Origin of the sequence: Occallatibacter savannae (assembly GCF_003131205.1) — a bacterium.
GTDB classification, from domain to species: Bacteria; Acidobacteriota; Terriglobia; order Terriglobales; family Acidobacteriaceae; genus Telmatobacter; species Telmatobacter savannae.
The window spans coordinates 37384-62184 of sequence record NZ_QFFY01000006.1; the positions used below are offsets into that span (position 1 = coordinate 37384).

Genomic DNA, 24801 nt, shown 5'->3' on the forward strand with positions numbered 1-24801 from the left:
GCGCGACATGAGCCCCGCAGCCCTGCAGCCCGAGAGCGACGCCGCGCGCGAACAGCTCATTGCGCGCGGGTGGGATGCATTGCCGGCCAGCTACCGGATGCCGGAGAAGACTCCGACAATCGAAGAAGCCCGGGCCTGGTGCAAGCACCTGGCGGAGACGCACTACGAGAACTTTCATGTAGCTACGTGGTTTCTGCCGGAGCGGCTCCGTCCACACTTTCACGCCATCTACGCGTACTGTCGTGTGTCTGATGATCTGGGGGATGAAGTCGGCAATACCGAGCAGTCGCTTGCACTGCTCGAGTTGTGGGGCCGTGAACTGGATGCGTGCTATGAAGGGCGCACTCGGCACCCGGTGTTCGTGGCGCTGGCGGAGACGATTCGGGCATGTTCGATTCCGAAGGAGCCTTTCGCAGACCTGCTGACAGCTTTCAAGCAGGACCAGGTGGTCACGCGCTACGCGACCATGCGAGACGTGCTGGAATACTGCCGCTACTCTGCGAACCCAGTTGGACGCCTCGTCCTCTACACCTGCGGCTACGCAGACGAAGATCGCTTCCGCCTATCCGACGCGACCTGCTCCGCGCTTCAGCTGGCCAACTTTTGGCAGGACGTGCGTGTCGACTGGGCGAAGAATCGAGTCTACCTTCCGCAAGAGGACATGGAGCGCTTCGGCGTGACCGACTTCACAATTGAGAAGGGGATTGCTTCGAGCGAGTTCCGCGCGCTGCTGAAGTTTGAAGTGGAGTATGCACGCAGCTTGTTTGAGCAAGGTTTGCCACTCATCGGTATGGTTGATCGCGATCTTGCGGTCGATCTCGATCTCTTCAGCCGCGGGGGGCTGGAGATTTTGAACGCCATCGAGCATCAGAACTTCGACGTCCTCACATCACGGCCATCCATTGCGAAACGGACTAAACTGCAGCTTGCACTCCGCGCGGTGACGGGCAAATTTCTGCCGTTTCTGCGCTTGTCGGGTCCCAGGGGCAGAGCTGCTTGAATCAAGTGATCACGCAACGGACAATGAAGACATTCACGCTTGACGAGGCCTACGCAGTTTGCCGAGCCATTGCCAAGCGTGAAGCCAAAAACTTCTATTATGCTTTCGTTGCACTTCCCGAACCGCGCCGCAACGCCATCTGTGCCATCTACGCCTTCATGCGCAAGGCAGATGACCTGTCTGACGATGAGAGCATCTCCCGCGAAGAGCGCCGCCGCAAACTCGAGGAGTGGCAGGCCGACTGGCACAGGGCTGCCGGCGGCTCGCCGACAGAAGATCCGGTCTTCACCGCTGTTCGCGACGCGATTGAGCGCTATCACATCCCGCTCAGCCTGCTCGATGACTTGATCGCCGGCACTACTTCAGACCTGAAGGCAAACCTAGGCGACGCGCCCGACACCTACGCTACCTTTGCCGATCTTTACCGCTACTGCTATCTCGTCGCTTCTGTCGTCGGCCTTGTTTGCATTCGCATCTTCGGCTATACAGATCCCGCGGCTGAAAAGCTTGCCGAAGAAACCGGCATCGCCTTCCAGCTCACCAACATCCTTCGCGACGTGGCCGAAGATGCAGAGCGCGGTCGCGTCTATCTGCCGCTTGACGGGTTGAGAGCCCACAATGTCGCCCTGGAATCGCTGCTGCACCGCCAAGTCGCTGCACCGCCCACATCGAACGAACACGATCTTCTGGCCGAGATCGGCCGCCGCGCTGAAGGCTATTACGCATCTGCCGCGAGGCTCATTCCCCTCATCAATCCGGAGAGTCGCCCGGCGCTGTGGGTGCTGGTTTCGATCTACCACGCGCTGCTCCGGCGCATCCAGCGCGCTGACTACGATGTGTTCTCGACGCGTGCCAGCGTGCCCACCGCGCAAAAGGTGGGAATACTTGGCGTTGGTATGGCACGGATGGCTGTCGCGCGCTTGTTCGGTTGAAGGACTGCCGATCTTCCACCATGGCGCAACTCTCAGGTTGTTTGCGGATAAGCGTCATCACATGACTGCGGGTGCGCTGAAACGTCCCACCTAAAATAGAACTGATGTCTGCCAGTGGATACGCGTCTGCATAATAGATCCCAATCCGCGTCGGGTACCGTAGCCGTCATTGGGGGTGGAGTTGCGGGCATGAGCGCCGCTTGCGCTCTGGGCGAGGCAGGATACCGCGTACAACTCATCGAACGACGCGGATATCTCGGGGGCCGCGCGTCTTCGTACCTGCACCCGGGCGTCAATGAGGTTATCGACAACTGCCAGCATGCGCTGATCGGCGCCTATACGAACCTGATCGCGTTCTACCAACGCATCGGGGTCGCCGACAAGATACATTGGACGACCAACTACACGATGATCGAGCCGGGCGGGCGTAGATCTTCGCTTGGCGCGTCGTGGCTGCCGGCTCCGCTGCATGGGTTGCCGAAACTGCTGAGTTGCGGCGCTTTCACTGCAGGCGACAAGGTTTCGCTCGTGCGGGCGTTCACTGCGATTCTGTTAGGCAGCGGAAACGATCCTCATGAGTCGCTGGGAGCATGGCTGCGGCGGCAAGGTCAATCGAAGGGAGCCATGGAGCGCTTCTGGAGGCTGGTGATCGCCAGCGCTCTCAACTCTGACATCGATCAGATCGGCGTCAACTACGCGTCGATGGTTATCCGCGGCCTGTTCATGGATTCGGCACAGGCCGGCGCGATGGGAATGAGCACAGTTCCGCTGAGTCAGCTATATGCGGGAGTGCCGGAATTCCTCTCGGCGCGCGGCGGACGGGTGTCGCTGAATGCGAACGTCGAACGACTGCTGTGGGATCAGTCGTCGAAGCAGTGGAGCCTGTCGATTCGTGGAGAAGACGCGGAGCTCCGCTGCGACTTTGTGGTGTTGGCGCTGCCCTTTGAAGGATGTGCAAAGCTGCTGCCCCTGCTGCCGGCGGTCGAGGGCAAAGAGAAGTTGACGCAACAAGTCGAATCTCATACTCATTGGCCGATTTGTAGCGCTCACCTCTGGTTTGACCGCGAGATCACCGACCTGGATCATGCAGTGCTTCTGGATCGCGAACTGCATTGGATGTACAACCAGTCGAAACTGCAGCGAAGGCCGGGGAATTACATCGAGCTCGTGCAGTCCGCGTCGCGCGCCTACGCAGCGCTGCCCCGCGAAGAGGCGCTGGCTCAAGCTGTCGGTGAAGTGGGTGAGTTCTTTCCCGAGGCCAGAAGCGCGCGGGTGGTGAAGGCTGCCCTGATCAAGGAGGTTCGCGCAACGTTTGGCGTACCGCCGGGAGTCGACAGCGCACGTCCGAGCGCCCGATCGCCATGGCCAAATCTCTTTCTTGCAGGGGATTGGATTGCCACTGGCTGGCCTTCAACGATGGAGAGCGCTGCAAGATCCGGACACATCGCTGCGGATGAGCTGTGCGCCCAATCGGGCGGCACGGGCAGATTTCTTACGCCGGATCTGAAGCCGCAGGGGCTGATGAGATTTCTGAGCTTGTAGCTAATCGGCTATCGGCTATCGGCTATCAGCTATCAGCTATCAGCTTTCAGCTTTCAGCTTTCAGCTTTCAGCTTTCAGCTTTCAGCTTTCAGCTTTCAGCTTTCAGCTTTCAGCTTTCAGCTTTCAGCTTCGAGTCCCTTTGGCAAAGGTTGGTTGAAATCATTTCCGGAACCAGTCAGATCTGCGAGAAATTAGCCTGATAGCCAAAGCTCGATCGCTGCACTTCAGTGCGCCAGCAGGTAGACGCCGATACACACGAGCCCTGCCGACATCCAGCGGCGACGGTCGACGTTCTCATGCAAGAAGATCTTCCCCGCGATCGAATTCGTAATCAGTGTGAGCGAAGCCGATGCCGGAGCTGCGAGGCTCAGGCTAAGGTGGTTGAGCGCGAACAAGAGCGAGAAGAAGGAGAGCGCCAGGAAAAAGATTCCAGCGAACAAGAGAGGGCTCGTGACCACGGCCCGAATCGCGCCCTTCATTCCAGACTTTGCCCGAATCTCATCGAGATCGCCAACAGATTTCATTGCGGCAGCCGTCAACACCTCACCCGCAGTCGAGGTCAGCACTACCGCCGCTATCATCCCGGCAGCTGCCCAGGCTCCCGGACTTGCACCTGGATGCGCCGGCATCATCGTGCCCGTCCTTCTGCAGTCTCATGTTCCTGAACACCGCTCGGTGCAGCATTCTCTGCGGGGCGCTCTGTCAGAGAGGGTCCCTGTGTCACGAACCCCACGCCGACGGTGATCAGAACGATGCCCGCCCATCGCTGCCACGAGATCGTTTCGTGGAGCCAGAAGCGCGCGAACAACGCCACGATCACGTTGCCGAAAGCCGTTGCCGGCAGAACATAGGTGAGGTCGGCCCACGACAGGGCCGTCAGGTAGCTGGCAAAGAATCCGATCAGCAGGGCGATACCTGCCCCAATCCAGGGCGTGAAAATCGCGTGGACCAGCGACATCGGATCGGTCAGCGAGATCGGAGGAAGGGCAGTCATGCCTCGAGAGAGACACGTATCGCCTAGAGGAGCGCCCAGCGCAACCAGTCCCAGGATCATGTATTGCCGCGGCGTGGGCCGAATGTGCGCCATCGTTCTTCGATCAACTCCAACTCGCAGCCAGAAATGAAGAAGGGCGGAATCCGCTGCGGCGGTCCCGCCCTGAGTTTCAGCTCGACGGTAGCCTTCTACGCGCTTGCCGCCGCACCGGCTGTCGGCTGTTTGCTGCGCGCTTCCTTCACCATCTTGTTGCGCTCCGCACGAAGCTTCAGGAATGCCTTGGCCTCAACATAAAGCCGTGGCACGTCGCGGTTCACAATCGCCTTCCACACTACGCGGAATGCGGCCTTCGGACGGAAGTAGTACTCGTCGTAGAACCGGTGCACCATCTCCATTACGTAATCGACTGGCAGTCCCGGATACTCGATGTGGGCCATCTGGTGCCCGCCGCCGTCTTCCATTTTTTCGTTCGTAATAAAGCCGCCTGCCTTGGCGAACTCGTAGAACTCAGTCCCAGGGTACGCATGCGCGATGGAGACCTGGATGGTCTCGCAGTCGAGAGTCTTGGCGAAGTTGATCGTATTGCGGATCGATTCCTTCGTCTCGCCGGGAAGACCGAGGATGAAATCGCCGTGAATCACGAGGCCGAGGTCATTGCAGTCCTTTGCGAACGCGCGCGCCCGCTCAACGGTTGCGCCCTTTTTGATGTTCTTGAGAATCTGCGGATCGCCTGATTCAAAGCCGACGATGAGTAGGCGGCATCCGGCATCCTTCATGGCCTTCAGGGTCTCGCGATCGGTGGTGACGCGCGAAGTGCAACTCCAGGTGAGATTCAGCGGCTTCAGCTTTTCGCAGAGCTCGATGGTGCGCGCCTTCTGGATGTTGAAGGTGTCGTCGTCGAAGAAGAATTCCTTCACATGCGGGAAGTTCTCCTTGGCCCACTTCAACTCGGCTGCGACGTCGTCAGTGGAGCGCTTGCGCCATGCATGGCCACTGAGGGTCTGCGGCCAGAGGCAGAAGGTACATTGCGCAGGGCAGCCACGGGTTGAATAGAGCGCGATGTAGGGATGGAGCAGGAACGGCACGTTGTACTTTGTCACGTCCAAGTCGCGCTTGTAGATCTTGGTTGCCCATGGCATGGCATCCAGGTCTTCGACCTGCGGGCGATCAGGATTGTGGAAGATCTTGCCATTTTCCTTGTAGCTGATGCCGAGGATTTCGTTCCGCGGCTTGCCGGTTGCGTACTCCACGACGGAGTAGTCGAACTCGCGCCGGCAGATGAAGTCCAGAACTGAGCACTCATTCAGGGCGCGATCCGGATCCGTGGTAACCGGCGGCCCGACGAAGGCGATCCGGATGGACGGGTTTGCAGCCTTGATTGCCTCGGCGAGTCTTTGATCGCCCTCCCAGCCCACGGTGGACGTGAAGAGAACAAGGAACTCGTAGTCCTTGCAGATATTGATCGTCTCTTCCGCCGAGACGTGATGCGGCGGGGCATCCAGGAGGCGCGAACCTTCCAACAATCCGGCAGGATAGGTCAGCCACACGGGGTACCAATACGACTCGATCTCGCGCGTAGCGGGCCAGCGCGAGCTTGCGCCACCGTCGAAATTTTCGAACGAGGGCGGGTTGAGGAAGAGTGTTTTCAGGGGCATAGGCATCCTTACAATTTTACCATCTGGGATGTTTTCTCACGCGCTGCGGTGTGTACCGATAGGGCAACATGCACTCAACTGCCGCAAATGCAAGTACTTGCTCTGAGGCACCCGGACGGTCACTTCGCGCGAAGTTCTTTCAGCCAGTCGTCCATGTGGCCCAGCGTGCGCAATAGATTCAGGCGAGCCTTGGCCAGGTCCAACCCCGCCTCGCGAGCGTCCTCCACCTTCTGCCGTTCGTCGATCCGTGCCAACTGCTCCGCCTTGGGGCTCGCCTGCGGCTGAGAGCCGCCACCCGCGCCCGAACCGTTCCCAACTTCAAGCTGCGTCATCACCGTATTCAGTTGCTCGGTCGCAATCTGCTGCTTCAGGCCTGCTATCTCCGCCTGCGCATCTAGTTCCGCGATGCCCGCGCTCGCCTGCACAACGGCCAGGTCGTTCTGCTTCTGCGCCTGCTCTGCCTCCACCCTCGAACGCAATGCATCCGCCGCTGATTCTCGAGTTCGCGCGTAACGTCCCATGTCGAAGAGTGGAATTTGCACTGAGATCCCCGATGCAAAGTTATTTGCCGGCAGGGGCTGCGCGAAGAAACGATTCACGTCATTCAAAATCGTCGTGTTGCGGTTGTACTGCACAAAGAAGCGCATCTCAGGCAGGTAGTTTGACTCCCGGTCGCCCTTGGCCTGCGACGCCTTCGAAAGCGCAACGAAGTTCGCCGCCTGCACACCGTGGACAGGGAGCTGTGAGTCAAGCCCGTGCACCTGAGGAATCTCCGGTATGCTCGCGTGATCCACCTTGATCGATCCCAGCGGCAGTCCCGTAAGAATCGCGAGCTCTTTCTCCAGCACCGTCGCGCGAGACTGGAGGTGAATTCTGCTCAGCTTGATCTGGGCCGCTGTCAGCTTGGCCTGCAGCAACTCGCTCGTTGGGTCGACACCCACTTCAGTCCGCTGCTGCTCGATGTCGACAAGTTTTGCGGCAAAGCTCTCCTGCTGCTGCGCGTCGGCTAGTTGCTGGTTAACCGTATCGAGTTCGATGTACGCAGTCGATGCATCCAAAGCCACTTGTTCGCGCGCATCTTTCAGCCGGGCCTTCGACGCCTGCAATCCAAGATTCGCGGCGTCGATGTATCGCTTTTGAGGAAAGCTGTACACCAGCGACTGCACGGTCGCGCTCCAGATTGATGGCGGCTGCCCAGTGAATCCGATCTCCGGAAATACGGGAAGCCCGGTCCCAAAATTGATCGATGGAATTACCGCATCCCGGCTCTCTGAGTAGACCGCCGCAGCTTTATTCACATCCGCATAAGCTGCCCGAACACTTGTGCTGTTCCGTTGCGCCAGATCAACAACCGTCGCCAGAGAAGTTTGTGCGCGCGCCGTTCCAGCGCAGATGCAAAACGCAGCTGCCACGGCCAGCGCTGGCGAGCCCGCTTCGGCGATCCGGGCCAGAAGGCTCAAAATGAAAGCCCCATCGCCGGTTTGAAATCATGAGCCAGACTCAGCGCCGCTGCCTTTTCCTGCCGCGCACCATCTTTGTCGCCAAGTTGGGCTTTCACGCGGGCGAGCTGCGTGTGCGCCTGAAATGCCGGAGCTTCCTCGCTCTTTGGGAAGTTAGCCAGGTACTCTTCCAGCATTTTCGCTGCAAGCGCCAGGTTGCGCTTGCCTTTGATGAGGACAGTGGCTCCGTTATAGAGCGCAACGCCTGCGCCGCGATCGTGCTGCGCCGCCCGGTATCCACTCTCAACTGCACTCTGCATATCGTCCCAGCGTTCCCGCTTTCGGTAGAAGCTGGCCAGCGCCATCCACGGGAATGCCGGATGCGCGCTCGTCGTGGTGGCTAATTTGAATTCGCGCTCCGCCGCTCCATAATCCTTGTTGCTGAATGCGATGCGTGCCTGCAGAATGTGCGCGCGAGATGGATCGATCTTTTCGAGCCGCATTACCAAGCCCTGCGCTTTGTCGTTCCCGCCGCCCACGACGCCTGGAGCGGAGCTGTAGAACTCTCCAAGATCCGTGAGCGCTTCACCATCGCGCGGATCGAGGCTCGCCGCTTGCTCGAACTCTGCTCTTGCCCGCTTGGCCAAATTGAATGCTGAAACGAACGAAACGGCATCGGCTTTTTCCCCGAGAGCACGCGCGAGCCAGAGATGATTCTGGGCGTTCTGACTATCGAGCCGCACTGCCGCTTCGCACTCGTTTACTGCTTCGTCCCAGCGCTGTTCAGAGAAGTAGATCCGGCATCGCAGCAGATGGGCTTCGGAGGAGTTCGGCGCCCCACTGAGCAACGACAGGGCTCTGTCGGCTTCTCCGGCCTGGAGAGCAGAGTCGACCTGTGCCAACCCGCTTTTCGGCAGATCGGCGGCACCGATGCGCAAATACGCGCTCAGCAACACCAATGCGACAAGCTTCTTCACTGCACCTTCTGGACTGGGAGGCCATCCTGCAAAGGCTGTCCCGTTGTTGTTCCGGTGGCCACCCACTCGCCATCCTTCAGCCCTGAAGTGATGGCCACCTGCGAGATGTTGATGGCTCCGGTAACCACGTAGGTCTTCTTCAGTTCATCGCCGACAATTCTGTACACAAACGTCTTGCCGTTTTCGGAGCGCAGCGCTTCGCGCGGGATGCTCATGACATCAGCCTGGCTCGACGTGGTCACGGTGACGGTAACGTTTGTGTTGGGCAGCAGCTGTCCGTCGGGGTTGTCGTCGATGTGGATCAGAGCCTCGCCGACTCTGCGTGTCTCGTACTGCTCAACGGTGGAGGGCGTCCGCTCGATGTGCCCGTGCCAAACGACGCCCTGTCGCGCGTCCCACTTGATGATTGCCTTCTGGCCGACTGCGAGCCTGCCAATCTCAGGCTCGTCGAAATACGCGCGGACGCGGAGTTTATGCAGGTCCGCCATCTGCAGCAGCATTTTGCCCTGCTCGACGAATTCGGTTGCCCTGACGTCAACGCTGTACACGGTTCCTGGCTTGGCGGCGCGGACGGCGGTTTGAGCGAGTACCTGCTGCGCAGCTTGCCGGTTTGCCTCGGCATCCTGGAGGGCCGCCTGAGCCCTGGCTAGCTCTGATGGAGCGTAGCGGCTCTGAGAACTCTGCTCGCTCGCGTGAAGCGCCGCCTCCGCAGTCGCAAGACGCTGCCTTGCCGATGCCACCTCGCTCGCCGACGCCGCGCCAGTCGAGTTCAGCCTCTGCAGTGCATCGAGATCGTGCTGTGCCTGGTCGCGTTCAAGCTTGTTACGCGCAATTTCGGCGGCACTGGCCTGCCGCTGCTCCAGAGTGCCGTTCTGGGTGGTGGCCTCGAGTGCGGCCTGGGCCGACTTCACTCCGCTGTCTGCCGCGGCCAGCTTGGCCCGGGCTTCAACGTCGTCGAGTTGCATCAGCAACTTGCCTGCAGGCACCTGGTCGCCTGATTGAACGTAAACGGCTCTGACCGCGGCCGCTACGGGACTATGGACCTCGACATTTTCTTCCGGCTCAACGCGGCCGTTTGTCGCAATGGTGCTTTCCAAAGGAGCCTGAGCCGCTTGTGCCGCATGGACGGGCATGCGATCGCGGGTGAGCGAGCGAACAAGGACGTAGACGGCGATGAGAACGACGGCCAGCCCTAACCACAGCCATCGGCGGCTCAATTGCTTTCTTTCCGTAACCATGCGGGCGACCAGAGTCAGTATATAAGACTCATCTTTAGCTCTTGAGTCGCGGAAATTTGAATCAAGCGGTGTTCATCTTGGTGCCTCGTACAATAGAGACATGTCTCAACAGCCTCGCTATACCGACGATCATGCAAAAGCCGGGCTCGATTTCAAGTTTCCTGAAATCGAAACCTGGCAGAACCAGTTCCCCGGTTACGAGATCATCATCGATGATCCCGAACTGACATCGGTATGTCCCAAGACCGGCCTGCCTGACTTTGGACACCTGACTATCCGGTATATGCCACGCGGACGCTGCCTAGAGCTCAAATCGCTCAAGGAATACCTGTTCTGCTATCGCAACCTCGGTATTTTTCAGGAAAACATCGTTAACCAGGTCCTGGAAGACGTAGTGAAGGCCTGCGATCCCGTCTGGGCAGTCGTACGAGGCGAGTTTCGGCCGCGCGGCGGAATTGCCACGAATGTTGAAGCCAAGTGGCCGAGGCCAACTGCGTAGAGAGCCAGCTACAAGTCCAGTAATCTGATGGTCCGGAGAGGAATCAGCGATGGCGACCACCGCCCAGCCCGTCCCCACTCGCGTGAGCCCCGCAGTCGTCACGCTGGTCCTCCTGATCGCACTGAACCTGCTCAACTTCATCGATCGCTATATTCTTCCTGGAGAGCTCTCCCTTATCCAGGGTGAATTTCATGTCACGCGCGAGCAGATGGGCGCGCTCACCACGGCGATGTTCTTCGTCTACATGCTGGCGGCACCGCTCACGGGCTGGCTGGGCGACCGTTTCCGTCGCAAGCCGCTTATCATCGCCGGCGCCGTGCTCTGGAGTCTCGCGACGCTTACAACCGCCTGGGTTCACGATTACTGGACGCTCTATATCCGGCACGCCATTGTCGGGATTGGCGAAGCTTCATTCACCATTTTTGCGCCCGCGGTGATTGCGGATTTCTACCCTGAGCGCGATCGCAATCGGATACTGTCGATCTTTTATGTGACCATCCCGGTTGGCGCCGCGCTCGGCTATCTTGCCGGCGGGCAGATGGGCACGGCGTGGGGATGGCGTCAGCCATTTTTCATCTGTGCGATCCCGGGGCTCCTCGTCGCTGTTCTCTACGGGATCTTCGGCAGCGAGCCAGAGCGCGGCGCGCAGGACCATATCCGCGCCACAGCGGATCGTGCGACAGTGGTGGGCCTTTTCCGCAATCCAGCGTTCCTCTGCGGCACGTTTGGACTGGCGATGCTGACTTTTGCGATGGGAGGGATCTCGAACTGGATCCCCGAATTCCTGCACAATCCGGTCGGCATGTCCGTAGCAAGAGCCAGTCAACTTGCAGGAGCCGCTACCGTCATCGATGGCATTCTCGGCACAGCGATCGGGGGCTGGATAGCGCAGCGTTGGCTCAGGACCAACCATCGTGCACTTTACCTGCTCAGCTTTTGGAGCGTCGCCCTCACACTGCCGTTCGGAGTACTGCTCTTCTTTGCGCCGACTCGTTATGCCGTACCTGCACTTCTGGGTGCGGAGTTTTTCCTCTTCCTCAACACAGGCCCGCTCAATACGGCCATCGTCAACTCCGTCTCGGCACCCGTGCGCGCCACTGCGGTGTCGGTGAATCTGTTCTGTATTCACTTTTTCGGCGACACGTTTTCTCCGCAGATTATCGGCAAGATCGCTGACCGGACGGATCTTCGCATCGGCCTTGGTGCGACGCTCATTTCTCTCGTCGCGTCCTGCATCATTTTGATCATTGGATCCCGCTTCGCTCCTGCACTTACTGAAAAGCCTTGAGCCAGATCGGACGTTGATACTAGGGATATGGGCTTCTTCTCTCTGCACCAGCAGTTCACGAATCTGGCCTGGGGGCTTGCCGCTGCGTGGCTGTGGAAGGGAGTGACTTCGCTCACAGGGATGCGAAAGCTTCCCGATCTGAGCCGTATCGATCCCGCAACGCTGCCATCGGTTCCGGAGAGCGATGGCGCCGACCTCACAGTGATCGTTCCCGCGCGCGACGAGGAAGGCGTGATTGGCCAATGTCTGCGTTCGCTTGTCGAATCCACTGGCCTGAGGCTTCAAATCATCGCGGTGGACGATCGCTCAGGTGATCGGACCGGCACCCTGATGGACCAGATTGCGGGCGAAGCGCTTGCAAGCAAGAGTCCGCACCGTGTCGAGGTCATTCACGTAGCTGAACTTCCAGCAGGCTGGTTGGGCAAGCCGCATGCCCTCGCTACGGCCGCAAATCGCGCAACAGCGCCGTGGATCCTCTTCACGGACGGTGACGTGATGTTTGGGCCACGAGCGCTGGAACTCGCCATGCGGGAAGCCGTGGAACTCGGTGCAGATCACCTGGTTCTGCTGCCGACGATTCTGTTTCATACTCCAGGGGAAAAGGCGGTCCTCGGCGCCATGCAGGCGATGGCCTCCTGGATGGTTCGGCTCTGGAAAGTAGCCGACCCCAAGGCGAGAGACTCCTTTGGAGCCGGCGCATTCAATTTGATCCGCCGCGAGGTCTACCAGCACGTTGGTGGTTTTGAAGCACTCCGTCTTGAGATTCTGGAGGATGTCTTTCTCGGAATGCGCGTGAAGAGAGCGGGATTCGCTCAACGTGTCATCCTGGGCCGCAACCTGGCCCGTCTTCGATGGCTCGAAGGAACTCTGGGAGTTGTGTCGCTGCTGGAGAAAAACGCGTTCGCAGTTACTCGCTTTCGAACGCTGCTCCAGTTTCTCGCTTCACTGGGTCCTCTGCTGCACGCAGTCGTGCCGCTTGCGGCGATTCTTTCTGGAGGCTGGAACGCCGCAGCCGGGGTCCTCGCCTATGTCGGACTGATCCTCGTTTATCAAGCCAGCAGCCGGGCTACCCGCGTACCGGCATGGTACGCGTTGACGTTCGCACCGTCGGTGCTTCTTCTCGGATGGGCGATGCTGCGATCCATGGTTCTTACCCTTTATCGAGGGGGCGTTGTCTGGCGGGGAACACTCTACCCACTTACGGAACTGCGCCGCGCGGCACGCCAGAACTGGCTGCAGAGTGATCCGAAGCCGTTCACCCAGTCAGACTAGACGGGGAGTCGTACTGTAGAGAGATGGTCAAGGTCACCATCTTCTTTCCCACCCAGCCCGGCGCCCGCTTCGACGTCGATTACTACATGACTACACACATCCCGCTCGTTCTGGGGCTGCTTGGCTCCGCGGTCAAGGCGGTATCTGTCGAAATCGGCATGCTCGGCGGAACGCCAGATCAACTGCCGCCCTTCACGGCTATATGCGGCTTCACCTGCGAAAGTGTGCAGGCATTTACCGACGCTTTTTTGCTCAACGCCGATATCTTGCAAAGCGACATCCCCAAGTACACGGACATTTCACCGGTGATGCAGGTGAGCGAAATCCGATTGCAGCAGTGATGTGGGTGTGTTCTTACCGAGAGATCTAGCTCGGCAAAAGAGGATGAGCGCAACATGTGCGCTCATTTCTCTACGAACTATGAACTTAGAATTGTGAACTACCGAGTTCCTACCAGTTCCTCGCTCTTCGCGCCTTGCCCGTAGTGGCTCTCAACGTACTTGTCCAGAATCTCTTTGAACTCAGCGACGATGGTGTCGCCACGAAGTGTGGTGTAGAGCTTGCCATCGACGTAGACCGGCGCCTTTGGCTCTTCGAAGGTACCCGGCAAGCTGATGCCGAGATTAGCGTGCTTCGACTCGCCGGGCCCATTGACTACGCAGCCCATGACAGCGAGTTTCAACTCTTCAACGCCCGGGTACTTTTTCCGCCACTCCGGCATGGAGGTGCGGAGGTAGCCTTGAATCTGCTCCGCCAGTTCCTGGAAGTATGTGCTGGTGGTGCGTCCGCATCCGGGGCAGCTTGTCACCTGCGGCATGAAGCTGCGAATCGACAGCGACTGGAGAATTTGCTGGGCTGCCTGAACCTCCTCGGTGCGATCGCCACCGGGCTTAGGCGTTAGGCTCACGCGGATGGTATCGCCAATGCCGGCTAGCAGCAGGGGAGCCAGTCCGGCTGTGGAGGCGATGAGCCCCTTGGCTCCCATGCCGGCTTCGGTCAATCCAAGGTGCAGGGCATAGTTACAGCGGGCCGCGAGGTTTGTGTAGACGTCGATCAGATCGCGCACGCCAGAAACCTTGGCTGACAAGATGATTTGGTCATCGCGCAGCCCGTAGCACTCGGCAGCTTTGGCTGAATCGAGAGCGCTCACAACCATCGCTTCCATCATCACGTCGCGTGCGGGTAGCGGCTGCGCCGAGCGTGCGTTTTGGTCCATCATCTTCGTAAGGAGGGACTGATCGAGCGATCCCCAGTTCACGCCGATGCGCACAGGCTTCTGATTCTCCACGGCGCATTCGACCATGGTGCGGAAGTTGTCATCGTCTTTGCGCCCGATGGAGACATTGCCGGGGTTGATGCGGTACTTCGCGAGAGCCTGCGCGGTGGCCGGATACTTCTTCAGAAGAAGGTGTCCGTTGTAGTGGAAGTCGCCGACGATCGGCACCCGAATCCCGCGCTTTTCCAGTCCCTCGACAATCGCCGGAACCGCAGCCGCGGCCTCTTCGTTGTTCACCGTTACGCGAACAATCTCAGACCCTGCCATCGCAAGAGCGGCAACCTGCTCGATGGTGGAGGCCACATCCGCGGTGTCGGTGTTGGTCATCGATTGGACGACAACCGGGACCTCCCACCCTACCTTTACATTGCCGATCTTTACCGTGGGAGTCTTCCTGCGCTGAATCTCTGGCATAGCGACCTCGTCTACTCCAGTTTACCTGTTCGTGTTTTCGTCCTCCTCGGCAAGGAATTCGCCGAGTCGGTCCAGGCTCAGCTCCCAGTGAGAACGGTGCTCCTTGATCCACTTCTCCAGACGCGTAAACCCCGTGGGCTCAATGCGACAGGTGCGAACACGACCCACCTTTTCGGTGCGGACAAGATCGCTCCCCTCTAGAATTTGCAGGTGCTGTCCAACGGCGGTAAGCGTGACGCCGAGGGGCTCAGCCAGCCGTGTGACTGAGATGGGCCCCCGGCTCAGCAGGTCTAGCATGGCCCGGCGTGTCGGATCGCCGAGGGCGTGGAAGAGGTTGTCAATTTCAGGTTGGGGCTTTGGCATCGCGGTCTCGGTTCAGGATCAGGCTGCGACTTCCCCGCGGAGCCGGTCGAGCAGGCTGTTCCAGCCCATTTCCACCATCTTCGCTCCATCGGGCCAGCCAACGTAAGTTCCCTGGTTGGTGAGGACGAGGTCCGTTCCTCCATCAGCCGAGAGAAACTCGAGCGTGATCACCGCGACTGATACAGGAATTCCATTCAGCGACATTTTCTGTGTGAGCACAATGCGCTGCTCCGGGACGATGTCCTGGTAGGTCGACTCGTTGTCGATCTCTGAGCCCGCAACCGGATGACCCGCCTTGAAACGGTAACGAAAACGCTCGCCGCCTCCGACCCGGAAGTCCAAGTCGTACTCCTGAATTTCGTGGTCGCCTTCCGCATACCAGCGGCGCTTGCGGCCCGCCTCAGCGAACGAGGCAAAAACCCGGGCGGGGGATTGCGGGTAGGTACGTTCGACAACGAATGTGCTGTGATTCACATTGGGTTCCGGCATGGTCAAGATCCTCCTGATTGTGCATGCTTCGACTGTAAAAAAACTGAAGCATAGACTTTAGTATTGTGCCATTCGAGATGATTGTCAAGCGAATACTTCACTATTAGCGGCTGGCATCGATCTTGCCGAAGCATTGGGGGGGGAATTAGCTCGGACACAGGCTGGCCGCTGATCGGGACCAGAAAAGCTGACTAATGCCGTTCGTCGCCTAGCTTTATGGAGTCGGTTCCGATGATCAGGTGTCCATCGATTGTGCTGCCTCTGAGAACGGCGGCGGTGTCCCCTTCGAGAAACTCCGATCGAGGCAGGTCGAATTTGCATTTCAAGTCAGGAAGCCTGTCACCGTTTACGTCTTGCGATCGGTCACAAACGATAAGGCTTTCCTCAGAACCGGTTCGGCCGAACCTGAGGCTTGCCGGATCAATGATCGCGGGCGCATCAAAAGTGGTAGAAGAGAGAATCGCTACTGGAATTGCCCGGCCGGCAAGGATCTTGTTGGTGCAATTGCCCGGCCTCACATTGATGGCGACGGGCAGCATAGGAGGACCAACGAACGTCTTGAAGAACAGGTCACCGAAGACAGGACCATTCTCAGGCTGCCAGGAGACTCCGTCGACGCTTCCAAAGTTGCCGCCGCCGGGGTAAAGACTGCTGAAAGTCGAACTGGTTGCTCCTCCCCAACTGCCCTCTTCAGAGGGCAAGGGTGGTTCAGGTGCTCCGACATAGTTGACGACGATCGCGTATTGTTGTCCCGCCGTCTGGGGAATCCATTGGGAGAACCGGATCAAGTCTGAGAGTTGCGTGCTACTTGAGGTGAGGGTCACATCCCCAAGAACGGTCGTTGTGGGCAGGCCGGACTTCACAGCGCGGATAGCAATGTGAAGAGGGAAAGTAGCTTGGGATTGAACTGGAATGGAAACGCCCGCCAGTGTGCCCGTCAATCCTGCTGTGTAGGTTTGGGCCACATAGGCGCAACAGGCATTGATTGCGGCATCGAAACCGCCGTAGTTGCTCGGCGGCGTGAACGACTGATCGAGAATTGCCTGAGCAGGAGAGGTGAGCGTTGAGGACGTGAAAAAGGCAAGAGAGACAAGCCAAATCCGTAGCATGCCAGACTCCTTCCCGGGTGTCCAGAACAGAGCCTGGATGCACCTGCAGTTGCCCGGCTATGTAACAGGAAGTGAGCTAAGTGTCTGTGTTCACCATCAGGGGCGAGTGTGACGGAGGAGCCACGCGAATGCTAGATCGCTTCGACCTTCTTGTTGCGCAGGGCCTGGCCAACGTGGATCGGCGGGTAGTCGCACTCGGCGAAGACCCACTCGCGATTTTTTCCGTCGGCCAAAGCGCCGTCGAAAAGAATTACGGTCCGACAATGTCCGCAGCGGAACCCCAGGTAGCCCTTGTCCCAGGTTGTCTTTTTGAACCAGCCGAGGTCGGGCTGGCTGATTTTCATCGTGGTGCGGCAGCTTCCGCAAACAACTTGCTGGGACCAATCGGGACCGACGGAAACGATCTCCATGCATCTCTCCTGATGACTGAGGGAAGCCGGGCGCTACCAGTGCCTTCCCCTGGCGGGGATGAAACGAATATGTCCGGGTGAGAGGGATTTTAGCGGAAAAGACAAGGAGGTCGACAAGAGTTCTTTTCAGATCAGATAGCCTTCCCAAGAAATTGTCTGCCCACGTCATTCCCTGCCACTGAACGGTTTAGAGTGATCAGCATGGCTTTATATTGCGCGATCGGCGGAGTGGACAAGGAGCTGACTACACAGGAGCTCTCTGGTCTCCTGCGCGATGCGCTCGAACAGATAGACCCTCGTAACCGCGTTCTGGCAGTGCCGCCAGACATCACCCGGCTGCACTCGCAGGCCGGCTCTCTGACGTGCGCCGCCCACCAGATTCTCGGTGACCAGCTCAAGGCGATTCTGCCTGCGCTTGGGACGCATACAGCGATGACGCCGAAACAGATGGACCATATGTTTCCGGGCGTTCCTCGTGAGTTGTTCAAGGTGCACAACTGGCGCACGGACGTCGAGACTCTGGGCGAGGTTCCGGCTGAGTTCATCCGTGAAGTGTCGGAAGGCAAGGTCGATTTCGCATGGCCTGCTCAGGTGAACCGGCAGATCTGCAGCGGCGAGTTCGACCTAATTTTATCGATTGGCCAAGTTGTTCCTCACGAAGTGATCGGCATGGCCAACTACAACAAGAATATTCTTGTCGGAACGGGCGGCCGCATGGGCATCAACCGCAGCCACTATCTCGGGGCGGTTTACGGTATGGAGCGCATCATGGGGCGCGCCGACAATCCGGTGCGTGCGGTGCTCAACTACGCATCTGACAAATTTCTTCGTGATATCCCCCTCGTCTATGTGCACACCGTTGTCGGTCGCGACGAAAACGGCCAACTGGCTGTCCGAGGGCTCTTCGTGGGAGACGATATAGAGTGCTTTCACCGCGCTGCTGAACTCAGCGTTAAGGTCAATTTCGAGATGGTCGATCGGCCGATCCGCAAGGCTGTTGTGTTCCTTGATCCGCGTGAGTTTCACTCCACGTGGCTCGGCAACAAGGCCGTTTACCGCACCCGCATGGCTCTAGGCGATGATGCGGAACTGATCGTGCTCGCTCCGGCAGTGCGTGAATTTGGCGAAGACAAGACGATCGACTCGCTGATCCGCAAATACGGTTATCACGGCACATCGGCGACCCTCAAAGCAGTCGAGCAGAACGAAGACCTCGCTGCGGAACTCGGAGCAGCGGCCCACCTGATTCATGGCTCGTCAGAAGGCCGCTTCAAAATCACATGGTGTCCCGGGGAATTGACGCGCGAGGAGATTCAACGAGTGGGATTCGCCTACGCCGATCTCGACGAAATGATGGAACTCTACAACCCGCACACGCTTTCGCATGGCTGGAACACCGTCCGGGGAGAAGAGATCTTTTTCATCGCCAACCCCGGTCTGGGGCTCTGGGCGCACAAGTCGCGGCTCCAGTAGCACTCGCTAGAGAGCAGGCCCGTGCTTCTCGTCGAGCGCCGGCAGCAGAACTACGCTTTCCTGTTCGTTGGGATCTGTACGGGCGATGAGGGCAACGCAAGATTCGCTCGAGCTGGGGTTGTAGGGCTGGTGCGGCATGTCAGCCGGTATATAGAGAAAGTCACCCGGATTGATCTGCATGTGCTGCTCCAGGTTCTCGCCGTACCACATGCACGAGGTTCCGCAAAGGGCGTAGATGGCAGTCTCGTGCGAGGCGTGCTTGTGGGCCTTGGCCCGGCCGCCCGGCGGGATTGTGACAAGCTGCATATGCAGCGCGCGGGCGCCGACGGACTCCGCAGAGATGGCTGGAGTGTAGGTGAGGCCTTGCTTGCCGATGAAATTTTGTCCGGCGCGGACCAAGCGGCAGGTGGCGGGGGAGGTCTCGGTTGCCATGTTTATTCTGCACTCCTCGAGAGACTGCGTTCAGGGTACCCCAGAAGTGTGATGGAGAACCCACGTTTTGCCTTGGACAAGCGAATAGAATCCAGTATCGAACGGCCGTAGAACTTTATCGCCAGCATATCCGTCATTGAAGACAGATACCGTGGAGATTCTTGCAATGCGTTCTCATTTATTGATGAGCTTTAGTATGTTGTGTGTTGTTGCCGTTGCACCTCTCGCATCGAAAGCCCAGTTTCAACCAATCCCAAAAGAAGAATTGAGCATGACGGCCGATCCGGCTGCGCCGGGGGCAGCAGCGGTATATCTGTACCGCGAAGAAACCTCAGACGATCCGCATGCGTTTCGTACGGTCTACGCGCGCATCAAGGTTTTGACGGAAGAGGGCAAGGCTGCCGCGGTGGTGCATATTGATTTCCCGAAGACTTTTGTATTCAATGCACAAGGAAATAACTGGGGCCACATGAAGGGTGGCTTAGGCAATGAATCAACGGAGGGGACGATCGCTCCATCTAATTCCGCGCATTGGAGCATGCCAAGCATCGCGCGGGTGGGAGAGGATGCGCCGTGGGATACGGATTCCTATCAGGGGAAAGTGGAGATTGGCGCTCTTGAAGGACGTGTCGTGCATCCTGACGGGACGGCTGTGCCGCTTGCCGGCAGACCGGCCGAACTGCTGAAAGCGACAAAGGGACAGCGCGGCACTGAAACATATTTCACGATGCCCAGCGTAGAGGTGGGCAGCGTGATCGAGTATAGGTACCAGATCCGCTACGACCGTTACCTCGCTGCGCCGAACTGGCGACTTCAGGAGCCCTACTTCATCCACAAAGAACACTTCATCTTCAAACCTTCCCGGCAGTTCGTGCCCACAACACAGACCGGTACAGGCGTCGCGTCCAATGCTCTGAAGGACCCACACGACAATCCGCTCACGGATATTGAGCTTCGGCCGAACTTGCCCGCCGGGAAGAGCGTTACGCGCGACGCGCTGGGGAACTACATTGTCGATCTATCGGAGGTGCCTGCGCTGCCGGCAGAGCCGTGGGCTCCCCCCGCGAACACGTCGAGCTACGGCGTGGACTTCTTCTACACCTATACGCCCGATGTGAAGGATTACTGGCAGAAGCAGATGTCGTATTGGAATAGAGCGCTGAACAGCTACGTCGAGCCAACGCCGGCATTGAAGAATGCCGTGAAGGAAGCGGTGAGCGGTTCGGATTCGGCGGCGGATAAGGCGAAGAAGCTATATGCGCTGGTGCAGAAGATTGACAACCTGGATGGGAGTCCTGACGGGGCGCCGCTCTCCGGGAGCGAGTTCATCCCACGCGGGAAAGTAGAGACGATTCTTTTGAACAAGAAGGGCTCCAGCAATGAGATTACGTACCTCTATCTCGCGCTGGTGCGCGCGGCGGGAATTCAGGCGCATCCTGTGCGGATCGCAAGCCGCAGCGTGCGGGCGTTCTCCGCGCAGTACATGGACAACATTCAGCTCGATACGGCGTTGGTAGCGCTGAATATCGACGGCAAGGAGATTCTTGTCGATCCGGGAACCAAGATGGCTCCGTTTGGAATGCTGCACTGGGCACATGCGGGAGCCGGCGGGGTCAGACTCGACGCGGGTAATAAGGTCGAGACGTTTATCACGCCGTTGCAGAGGAATACAGACAACAGCACTCTTCATGTGGGGTCGCTGAACCTGTCGCCGCAGGGGGGAGTGTCGGGAACCTTGAAGATTGCTTTTATTGGTCAGCACGCGATTGAGCTGCGGCAGCTCGGCATGAAGTCAGGACCTGAGGCAGTGAAGCAGGAGCTGGACAAGATGATCGCGGCGCAAGTGCCCGCCAGTGTTCAGGCCAAGGTCGATCATGTTGCCTATCTGGACGATCCGGAGAAGCAGTTGCTGGCGATCATCAATGTCTCCGGTTCGCTTGCAAAGAGCGGCGATGGGCATCTCGCCGTGCCGCGGCTGCTGTTTGAGGCGCAGGAGAAGAATCCGTTTCCGCCAGACAAAGTTCGGGAGCTTCCCATCGACATGCGCTATCCCGCGCAGGAGCAGGAGCAGATCACTTACGTGCTGCCGCCCGGGTTCACGCTGAAGCAGAATGCGCAGGACGCAAACCTCCGCTGGGAAGAGAATGCAGCGTATCAACTTCGCACAAAAGTGGCCGGGGATTCGGTAACGCCGGCGCGAGTGCTGGCACGGGGGTTCACGTTGCTGGATGCTAAGGACTACGAGCAGGCGAGAGATTTTTACCAGAAGGTTGTGGCAGCGGATCAGCAGGAATTGGTGCTGACGGGGCCGGGATCGCCGAGCGGGCTCTAGCTCTTCACCATGGAAGAGAGACAACAGCGGGTCTGGCATTTACGTATCCCAAGTCTCCAGAGACAAGAGACCTGCGGCACCAGAAGTCTTTCAAGGCGATATTCCCCTACCATCATGCGAATGAAAGCGGCGCGATCGAGATGATCGCGCCGCCTGTGTTTGCCAGTCCGGATTGAGTTAGGTTTAGAAGAGGTTCCAGAGGGACTGGTTGTAGACCTCGTGGTGGAACTGCACTTCAGGAGCCTTGACGAAGGTACCAAGCTCGCGAGCGCAGCGGTTTGCGGCGGCCTGTTTCAGGTCGGCGAAACGGCCCTGCACATCGGAGCCGAGAATCTCGCCGATCCACTTTGACGACTTGAAGTCGTCGATCGCGGCCTGAATGTGGTCGGGCAGGTAGCGTTCAGCCTGGCGGAGGTTGTCGATCTTCGCCGTGGTGCCGTCAATCCCCGTTTTGAAGATGGAGTAGAGGGCGAGGTAGGGGTTAGCATCCGGGCCGACCGAGCGAACTTCCACACGCATTGATCGCGAGTTGCCGATGGGCACACGGACCATGGAGCCGCGATCGGTAGCCGAGGCCTTGATCTGGTTCGGCGCTTCGAAGTGCGGATCGAGACGGCGGTATGCGTTGACGCTCGAGTTCAAGATGAGGCAGATGTCGAGCGCATGGGTGAGAATGCGATCGATGAATTCCCAGCCGAAGCTCGAGAGCTTTTCCTGTCCCTTTTCATCCCAGAAGAGGTTGGTCTTGTCCTTCGAGATGGAGACGTTGGTGTGCATGCCGCTGCCGTTGACGCCGACAACGGGCTTGGGAAGGAAGCTGGCCGTATAGCCGTGATTATTGGCGATCTGGCGGCAGAGCAGCTTGTAGAGCTGGATCTGGTCAGCGGCCGCAACAACTTCGCCGTAGCCGTAGTTGATTTCGAACTGGCTGGGCGCTACTTCGGGGTGATCCTTCTCATTCTGGAAGCCCATCGCGCGCTGCACTTCAGCGGCGGTGTCGATGAACTGACGCAGAGGGTCGAGCGGCAGTGAGTGGTAGTAACCGCCGGTGTTGATGAACTCGAACTTGCCCGTCTCGTGGTATTTGCGCTCGGCGTCCTTGCCAGCGAACAGGAAGCCTTCGATTTCGTTGGCGGCGTTGAGCGTGTAGCCCTTTTCCTTGTAGAGCTTGTCAGCATAGGTCTTCAGGACGCCGCGGAGGTCGCCGGAGTAGGGCGTACCGTCCTTATCGATGACGGTGCCGAAGACGAGGCACTTGCCGTTGCCAAAGACGTCGGAAGGCACCCAGTAGAAGGCGCTCCAGTCGATGCCGAGGCGGAGGTCGCTCTCCTTCTGGGCCGTAAAGCCGCGAATGGAGGAGCCGTCGAAGGTTAGATTCTCGTAGGAGCCCAGGAGGAACTTCTTATCGTAATCGAGCAGGTGCAGACGGCCTTCGAGGTCGGTGAAGAGTACCGTGATGGCTTTGATCCGCTTCTCGTCCTTCAAATACTTCAACCGCTTGTCGCGGATTTCATCAATGGCTACACGGTTGAGCCGGTCAGCCTTGGCCTGCAGATTCAGTTCCTCAAGCTCTTCATAGGGGAGCGCGAGAAAATTGCGGTACTCAGTCGACATGGTTCTCCTTCCGGACAGGAAAATGGTTGTGAGGCATTCAGCATCAAGTCTAGGGTTCTCGACATAAGGAACCCGTGAAGATTTGGCCGGCGAGGGGGTCGGTCAACGATGGCGTGAGACCAAGACCATCAGCAACAGGATAACAACAGGAATGAGCGCAAGTGCTGCATAATAAGCCACCTGACGCGATGTGTGTGATTTTCTTTTGTTCCACTCCCGAGTTTCAAGCCGGTCTTCCACACCCACCTCATCAAGATGCTGCAAGTCATGTGCAAATTCGCGCGCGTGTGCGTAGCGATTTTGCGGATCGCGCTCCAGGGCACGGTAGAGAACTTCCTGCATCTGTGGCGAGATCCGGGGCTCTACAAGGGAGGGCGGAACGGGGTAGTTCAGCAGGCGATCGTTCATCACTTCCATGGGCGAGTTGCCGGAGAAGGGAAGGCGTCCAGTAAGCATTTCGTACAGGATGACGCCCATCGCGTAGATGTCGGAGCGTCCGTCGCCTCGCTTGCCTTTCACCTGCTCGGGAGAGATGTAGTCGGCCGTGCCGAGGGTCGCGGTGAAGTTGGCGTAGGTGAGGCGGCGTGCGGCGCCGTCTCCGGCGATGCCGAAGTCGATGAGCTTCACGTTATCGTTCTCGTCGATCATGATGTTTTCAGGCTTCAGATCGCGGTGAACTACGCCCTGCTCGTGAATGTACTCGAGCGCGTCCAGCACCTTGACGGAGATGTGGAGAGCCCGATCGTGGCCGATGCGGCCATGTGAGAGAATCTCGCGGAGCAGGCGGCCTTCGCACCACTCCATCACCATGTAAACGCGCGACCGCTTTTCGCCGCCGAAGACGCGCATGACCATCGGGTGGTTCAGTTTTTCGCCGATTGCGGCTTCGCGCTGAAACCGGTCGAAGAGGATGGGATCGGCTTCCATGTCGGGGTGGGGTATTTTGAGTGCGACGATGCGGTTATCGCGCACGTCGGTGGCGCGGAAGATAGAAGCCATGCCGCTGCGAGCGACTGGTTCCTCGATACGGTAGGAGTCGATTTGCGAGCCGGATTCGATGGTGTCGAGAAAGCCCATTAGGCGGGAAGTACTCCGAACAGTTTTATGCGAGGTTTCTTTTACTCTATCGAGGAATACAGGCGCAACCCTAAGGGATTTGTAAGGCTTTTGTCGGAGATTTCCTGCTAGGAAGGAAGACGGTAAGGGCGGCCGCGGTACATGCCTACCTGCTCGACCGAGCGGACTTTGATTACCATGGCCGTCGTGTTGTCGTTTCCGTCGTTGTCGACAGCGCGCGCGACCAGTTCGCTTGCCACTTCATCGATTGGCTTATTCTGCGAGACGATAGAGGCCATGGTGGACTCAGGCAATTCGTCGTGCACGCCGTCAGAGCAGAGGACGAGCACATCGCCGGGCTGAATGGTTAGCGCGGTCGTATCGGGAGAGACAAACATCTCCGGGCCCAGCGAACGGATGAGTACGTGCCGCGATTCTGACTGAGAGACTTCGGATTCAGTGATGAGTCCCATCTTACGCTGCTCGTTTACCCAGGTGTGGTCGTGGGTGATGAGCTTTGCGCGTCCGTGTCGGACGAGGTAGCATCGCGAGTCTCCGACGTGTGAGACGACTGCCTGATCGTGCCGCAGAGCGCATGCAACGACCGTCGTGGCCATCTTCTTGCCGCGGAATTCCGGAGCTAGAGTGCGATCGTGAACTGCGGAGTTGGCGTGCTGCACTAATCGAGGCAGAAGGCTGATGAGCATCGCGCCACCCTGCGACTTTTCAAACTCTTTGGTGAGCACTGAGACTGCGGTGGATGAAGCGACTTCGCCGAGATCGAGGCCGCCTACACCATCGGCTACAGCGAAGAGGTATCCGTGGGAACGGGCCTGGTGCCGGGAACTGGGGACAAACGAGCCGAGCGAATCTTCATTATTAGATCGGATTTTGCCGGGATCGCTCGCTTGACCAAATACGACGTCCAACATGGACCAGTGGCCTCAGAAGTCGGGGGATCGAATCTACAGATGTTTCTACTACAAAGGCACTGGGT

General features: G+C 58.6%; 24 protein-coding genes. 9 read left to right on the top strand and 15 right to left on the bottom strand.

Annotation, left to right across the window (positions count from 1 at the left end; translation table 11 throughout):
* Window positions 1-7: 7 nt before the first annotated feature.
* The 3 genes from hpnC (at window position 8) to hpnE (ending at window position 3474) form a co-directional block, all read left to right on the top strand.
* Window positions 8-1000 (top strand): squalene synthase HpnC, encoded by a 993-nt coding sequence (gene hpnC, locus DHV10_RS20780; protein ID WP_109488684.1) that lies wholly within the window; start codon window positions 8-10, stop codon window positions 998-1000.
* Window positions 1001-1023: 23 nt separating this feature from the next.
* The gene (locus DHV10_RS20785; protein ID WP_109488685.1) at window positions 1024-1932 is read left to right on the top strand and encodes a phytoene/squalene synthase family protein; all 909 of its coding nucleotides are present in this window, start codon (window positions 1024-1026) and stop codon (window positions 1930-1932) included.
* A 114-nt stretch (window positions 1933-2046) separates the two neighbouring features.
* A complete protein-coding gene (hpnE, locus tag DHV10_RS20790; protein WP_275425933.1) occupies window positions 2047-3474 on the top strand; it encodes a hydroxysqualene dehydroxylase HpnE in 1428 nt (475 codons plus the stop codon).
* 224 nt (window positions 3475-3698) lie between these two features.
* Here hpnE and DHV10_RS20800 read toward each other — a convergent pair whose 3' ends face one another.
* The 6 genes from DHV10_RS20800 to DHV10_RS20825 all read right to left on the bottom strand — a co-directional run bounded on the left by DHV10_RS20800 (window position 3699) and on the right by DHV10_RS20825 (window position 9756).
* The gene (locus DHV10_RS20800) at window positions 3699-4106 is read right to left on the bottom strand and encodes an EamA family transporter (RefSeq protein ID WP_239461965.1); all 408 of its coding nucleotides are present in this window, start codon (window positions 4104-4106) and stop codon (window positions 3699-3701) included.
* Window positions 4103-4561: an EamA family transporter gene (locus tag DHV10_RS20805; RefSeq protein WP_109488345.1), complete on the bottom strand. Its 459-nt coding sequence runs from the start codon at window positions 4559-4561 to the stop codon at window positions 4103-4105. Before DHV10_RS20805 ends, DHV10_RS20800 begins: the two co-directional genes overlap by 4 nt.
* Before the next feature lie 95 nt (window positions 4562-4656).
* Window positions 4657-6123 (bottom strand): hopanoid biosynthesis associated radical SAM protein HpnJ, encoded by a 1467-nt coding sequence (hpnJ, locus tag DHV10_RS20810; protein ID WP_109488346.1) that lies wholly within the window; start codon window positions 6121-6123, stop codon window positions 4657-4659.
* A 119-nt stretch (window positions 6124-6242) separates the two neighbouring features.
* Window positions 6243-7583, bottom strand: a complete 1341-nt coding sequence (locus DHV10_RS20815; RefSeq protein ID WP_109488347.1) for a TolC family protein — start codon at window positions 7581-7583, stop codon at window positions 6243-6245.
* The gene (locus tag DHV10_RS20820; protein ID WP_162601721.1) at window positions 7580-8539 is read right to left on the bottom strand and encodes a tetratricopeptide repeat protein; all 960 of its coding nucleotides are present in this window, start codon (window positions 8537-8539) and stop codon (window positions 7580-7582) included. The genes DHV10_RS20815 and DHV10_RS20820 overlap by 4 nt, the downstream gene beginning before the upstream one ends.
* Entirely contained in the window at window positions 8536-9756 is a 1221-nt protein-coding gene (locus DHV10_RS20825) for an efflux RND transporter periplasmic adaptor subunit (protein ID WP_162601722.1), read from the bottom strand. The genes DHV10_RS20820 and DHV10_RS20825 overlap by 4 nt, the downstream gene beginning before the upstream one ends.
* A 121-nt stretch (window positions 9757-9877) precedes the next feature.
* On the opposite strand from DHV10_RS20825, the gene queF reads away from it, so the two are divergent.
* The 4 genes from queF to DHV10_RS20845 are packed head-to-tail and all read left to right on the top strand — an operon-like array spanning window position 9878 to window position 13177.
* Window positions 9878-10276 carry a preQ(1) synthase gene (gene queF, locus DHV10_RS20830; RefSeq protein ID WP_109488350.1) on the top strand — a complete coding sequence of 133 codons (399 nt, stop codon included), beginning with the start codon at window positions 9878-9880 and terminating at the stop codon, window positions 10274-10276.
* Window positions 10277-10325: 49 nt separating this feature from the next.
* Window positions 10326-11564: a spinster family MFS transporter gene (locus tag DHV10_RS20835; RefSeq protein WP_109488351.1), complete on the top strand. Its 1239-nt coding sequence runs from the start codon at window positions 10326-10328 to the stop codon at window positions 11562-11564.
* 27 nt (window positions 11565-11591) lie between these two features.
* Window positions 11592-12836, top strand: coding sequence for a glycosyltransferase family 2 protein (locus DHV10_RS20840; protein ID WP_109488352.1), 1245 nt, complete (start codon window positions 11592-11594; stop codon window positions 12834-12836).
* 23 nt (window positions 12837-12859) lie between these two features.
* Complete coding sequence (locus tag DHV10_RS20845; RefSeq protein ID WP_109488353.1) at window positions 12860-13177, top strand: EthD family reductase; 318 nt, start codon at window positions 12860-12862, stop codon at window positions 13175-13177.
* 98 nt (window positions 13178-13275) lie between these two features.
* Here the strand turns inward: DHV10_RS20845 and ispG are convergent, their stop codons facing one another.
* From ispG to DHV10_RS20870, 5 genes are all read right to left on the bottom strand, one after another.
* Window positions 13276-14526 (bottom strand): flavodoxin-dependent (E)-4-hydroxy-3-methylbut-2-enyl-diphosphate synthase, encoded by a 1251-nt coding sequence (gene ispG, locus DHV10_RS20850; RefSeq protein WP_109488354.1) that lies wholly within the window; start codon window positions 14524-14526, stop codon window positions 13276-13278.
* 21 nt (window positions 14527-14547) lie between these two features.
* Window positions 14548-14889, bottom strand: a complete 342-nt coding sequence (locus tag DHV10_RS20855) for an ArsR/SmtB family transcription factor (protein WP_109488355.1) — start codon at window positions 14887-14889, stop codon at window positions 14548-14550.
* A gap of 18 nt (window positions 14890-14907) precedes the next feature.
* Window positions 14908-15378 (bottom strand): SRPBCC domain-containing protein, encoded by a 471-nt coding sequence (locus tag DHV10_RS20860; RefSeq protein ID WP_109488356.1) that lies wholly within the window; start codon window positions 15376-15378, stop codon window positions 14908-14910.
* A 191-nt stretch (window positions 15379-15569) separates the two neighbouring features.
* Entirely contained in the window at window positions 15570-16487 is a 918-nt protein-coding gene (locus tag DHV10_RS20865; protein WP_109488357.1) for a hypothetical protein, read from the bottom strand.
* Between the two features lie 131 nt (window positions 16488-16618).
* Window positions 16619-16897 (bottom strand): hypothetical protein, encoded by a 279-nt coding sequence (locus DHV10_RS20870; protein ID WP_109488358.1) that lies wholly within the window; start codon window positions 16895-16897, stop codon window positions 16619-16621.
* Window positions 16898-17098: 201 nt separating this feature from the next.
* Here DHV10_RS20870 and DHV10_RS20875 point away from each other — a divergent pair, with 201 nt between their 5' ends.
* The gene (locus DHV10_RS20875; protein WP_109488687.1) at window positions 17099-18370 is read left to right on the top strand and encodes a nickel-dependent putative hexonate epimerase; all 1272 of its coding nucleotides are present in this window, start codon (window positions 17099-17101) and stop codon (window positions 18368-18370) included.
* Window positions 18371-18376: 6 nt separating this feature from the next.
* Here the strand turns inward: DHV10_RS20875 and DHV10_RS20880 are convergent, their stop codons facing one another.
* Window positions 18377-18802: a cupin domain-containing protein gene (locus DHV10_RS20880; protein ID WP_109488359.1), complete on the bottom strand. Its 426-nt coding sequence runs from the start codon at window positions 18800-18802 to the stop codon at window positions 18377-18379.
* A 271-nt stretch (window positions 18803-19073) separates the two neighbouring features.
* Between DHV10_RS20880 and DHV10_RS20885 the strand changes: the two genes are divergently transcribed.
* On the top strand, window positions 19074-21134 hold the full coding sequence (locus tag DHV10_RS20885; protein WP_162601723.1) for a DUF3857 and transglutaminase domain-containing protein: 2061 nt from the start codon (window positions 19074-19076) through the stop codon (window positions 21132-21134).
* 183 nt (window positions 21135-21317) lie between these two features.
* Here the strand turns inward: DHV10_RS20885 and DHV10_RS20890 are convergent, their stop codons facing one another.
* The 3 genes from DHV10_RS20890 to DHV10_RS20900 form a co-directional block, all read right to left on the bottom strand.
* Window positions 21318-22748, bottom strand: coding sequence for a glutamine synthetase family protein (locus DHV10_RS20890; protein WP_109488361.1), 1431 nt, complete (start codon window positions 22746-22748; stop codon window positions 21318-21320).
* A gap of 102 nt (window positions 22749-22850) precedes the next feature.
* Entirely contained in the window at window positions 22851-23825 is a 975-nt protein-coding gene (locus DHV10_RS20895; protein ID WP_109488362.1) for a serine/threonine protein kinase, read from the bottom strand.
* Between the two features lie 107 nt (window positions 23826-23932).
* Window positions 23933-24736, bottom strand: coding sequence for a PP2C family protein-serine/threonine phosphatase (locus DHV10_RS20900; RefSeq protein WP_109488363.1), 804 nt, complete (start codon window positions 24734-24736; stop codon window positions 23933-23935).
* Window positions 24737-24801: the final 65 nt, after the last annotated feature.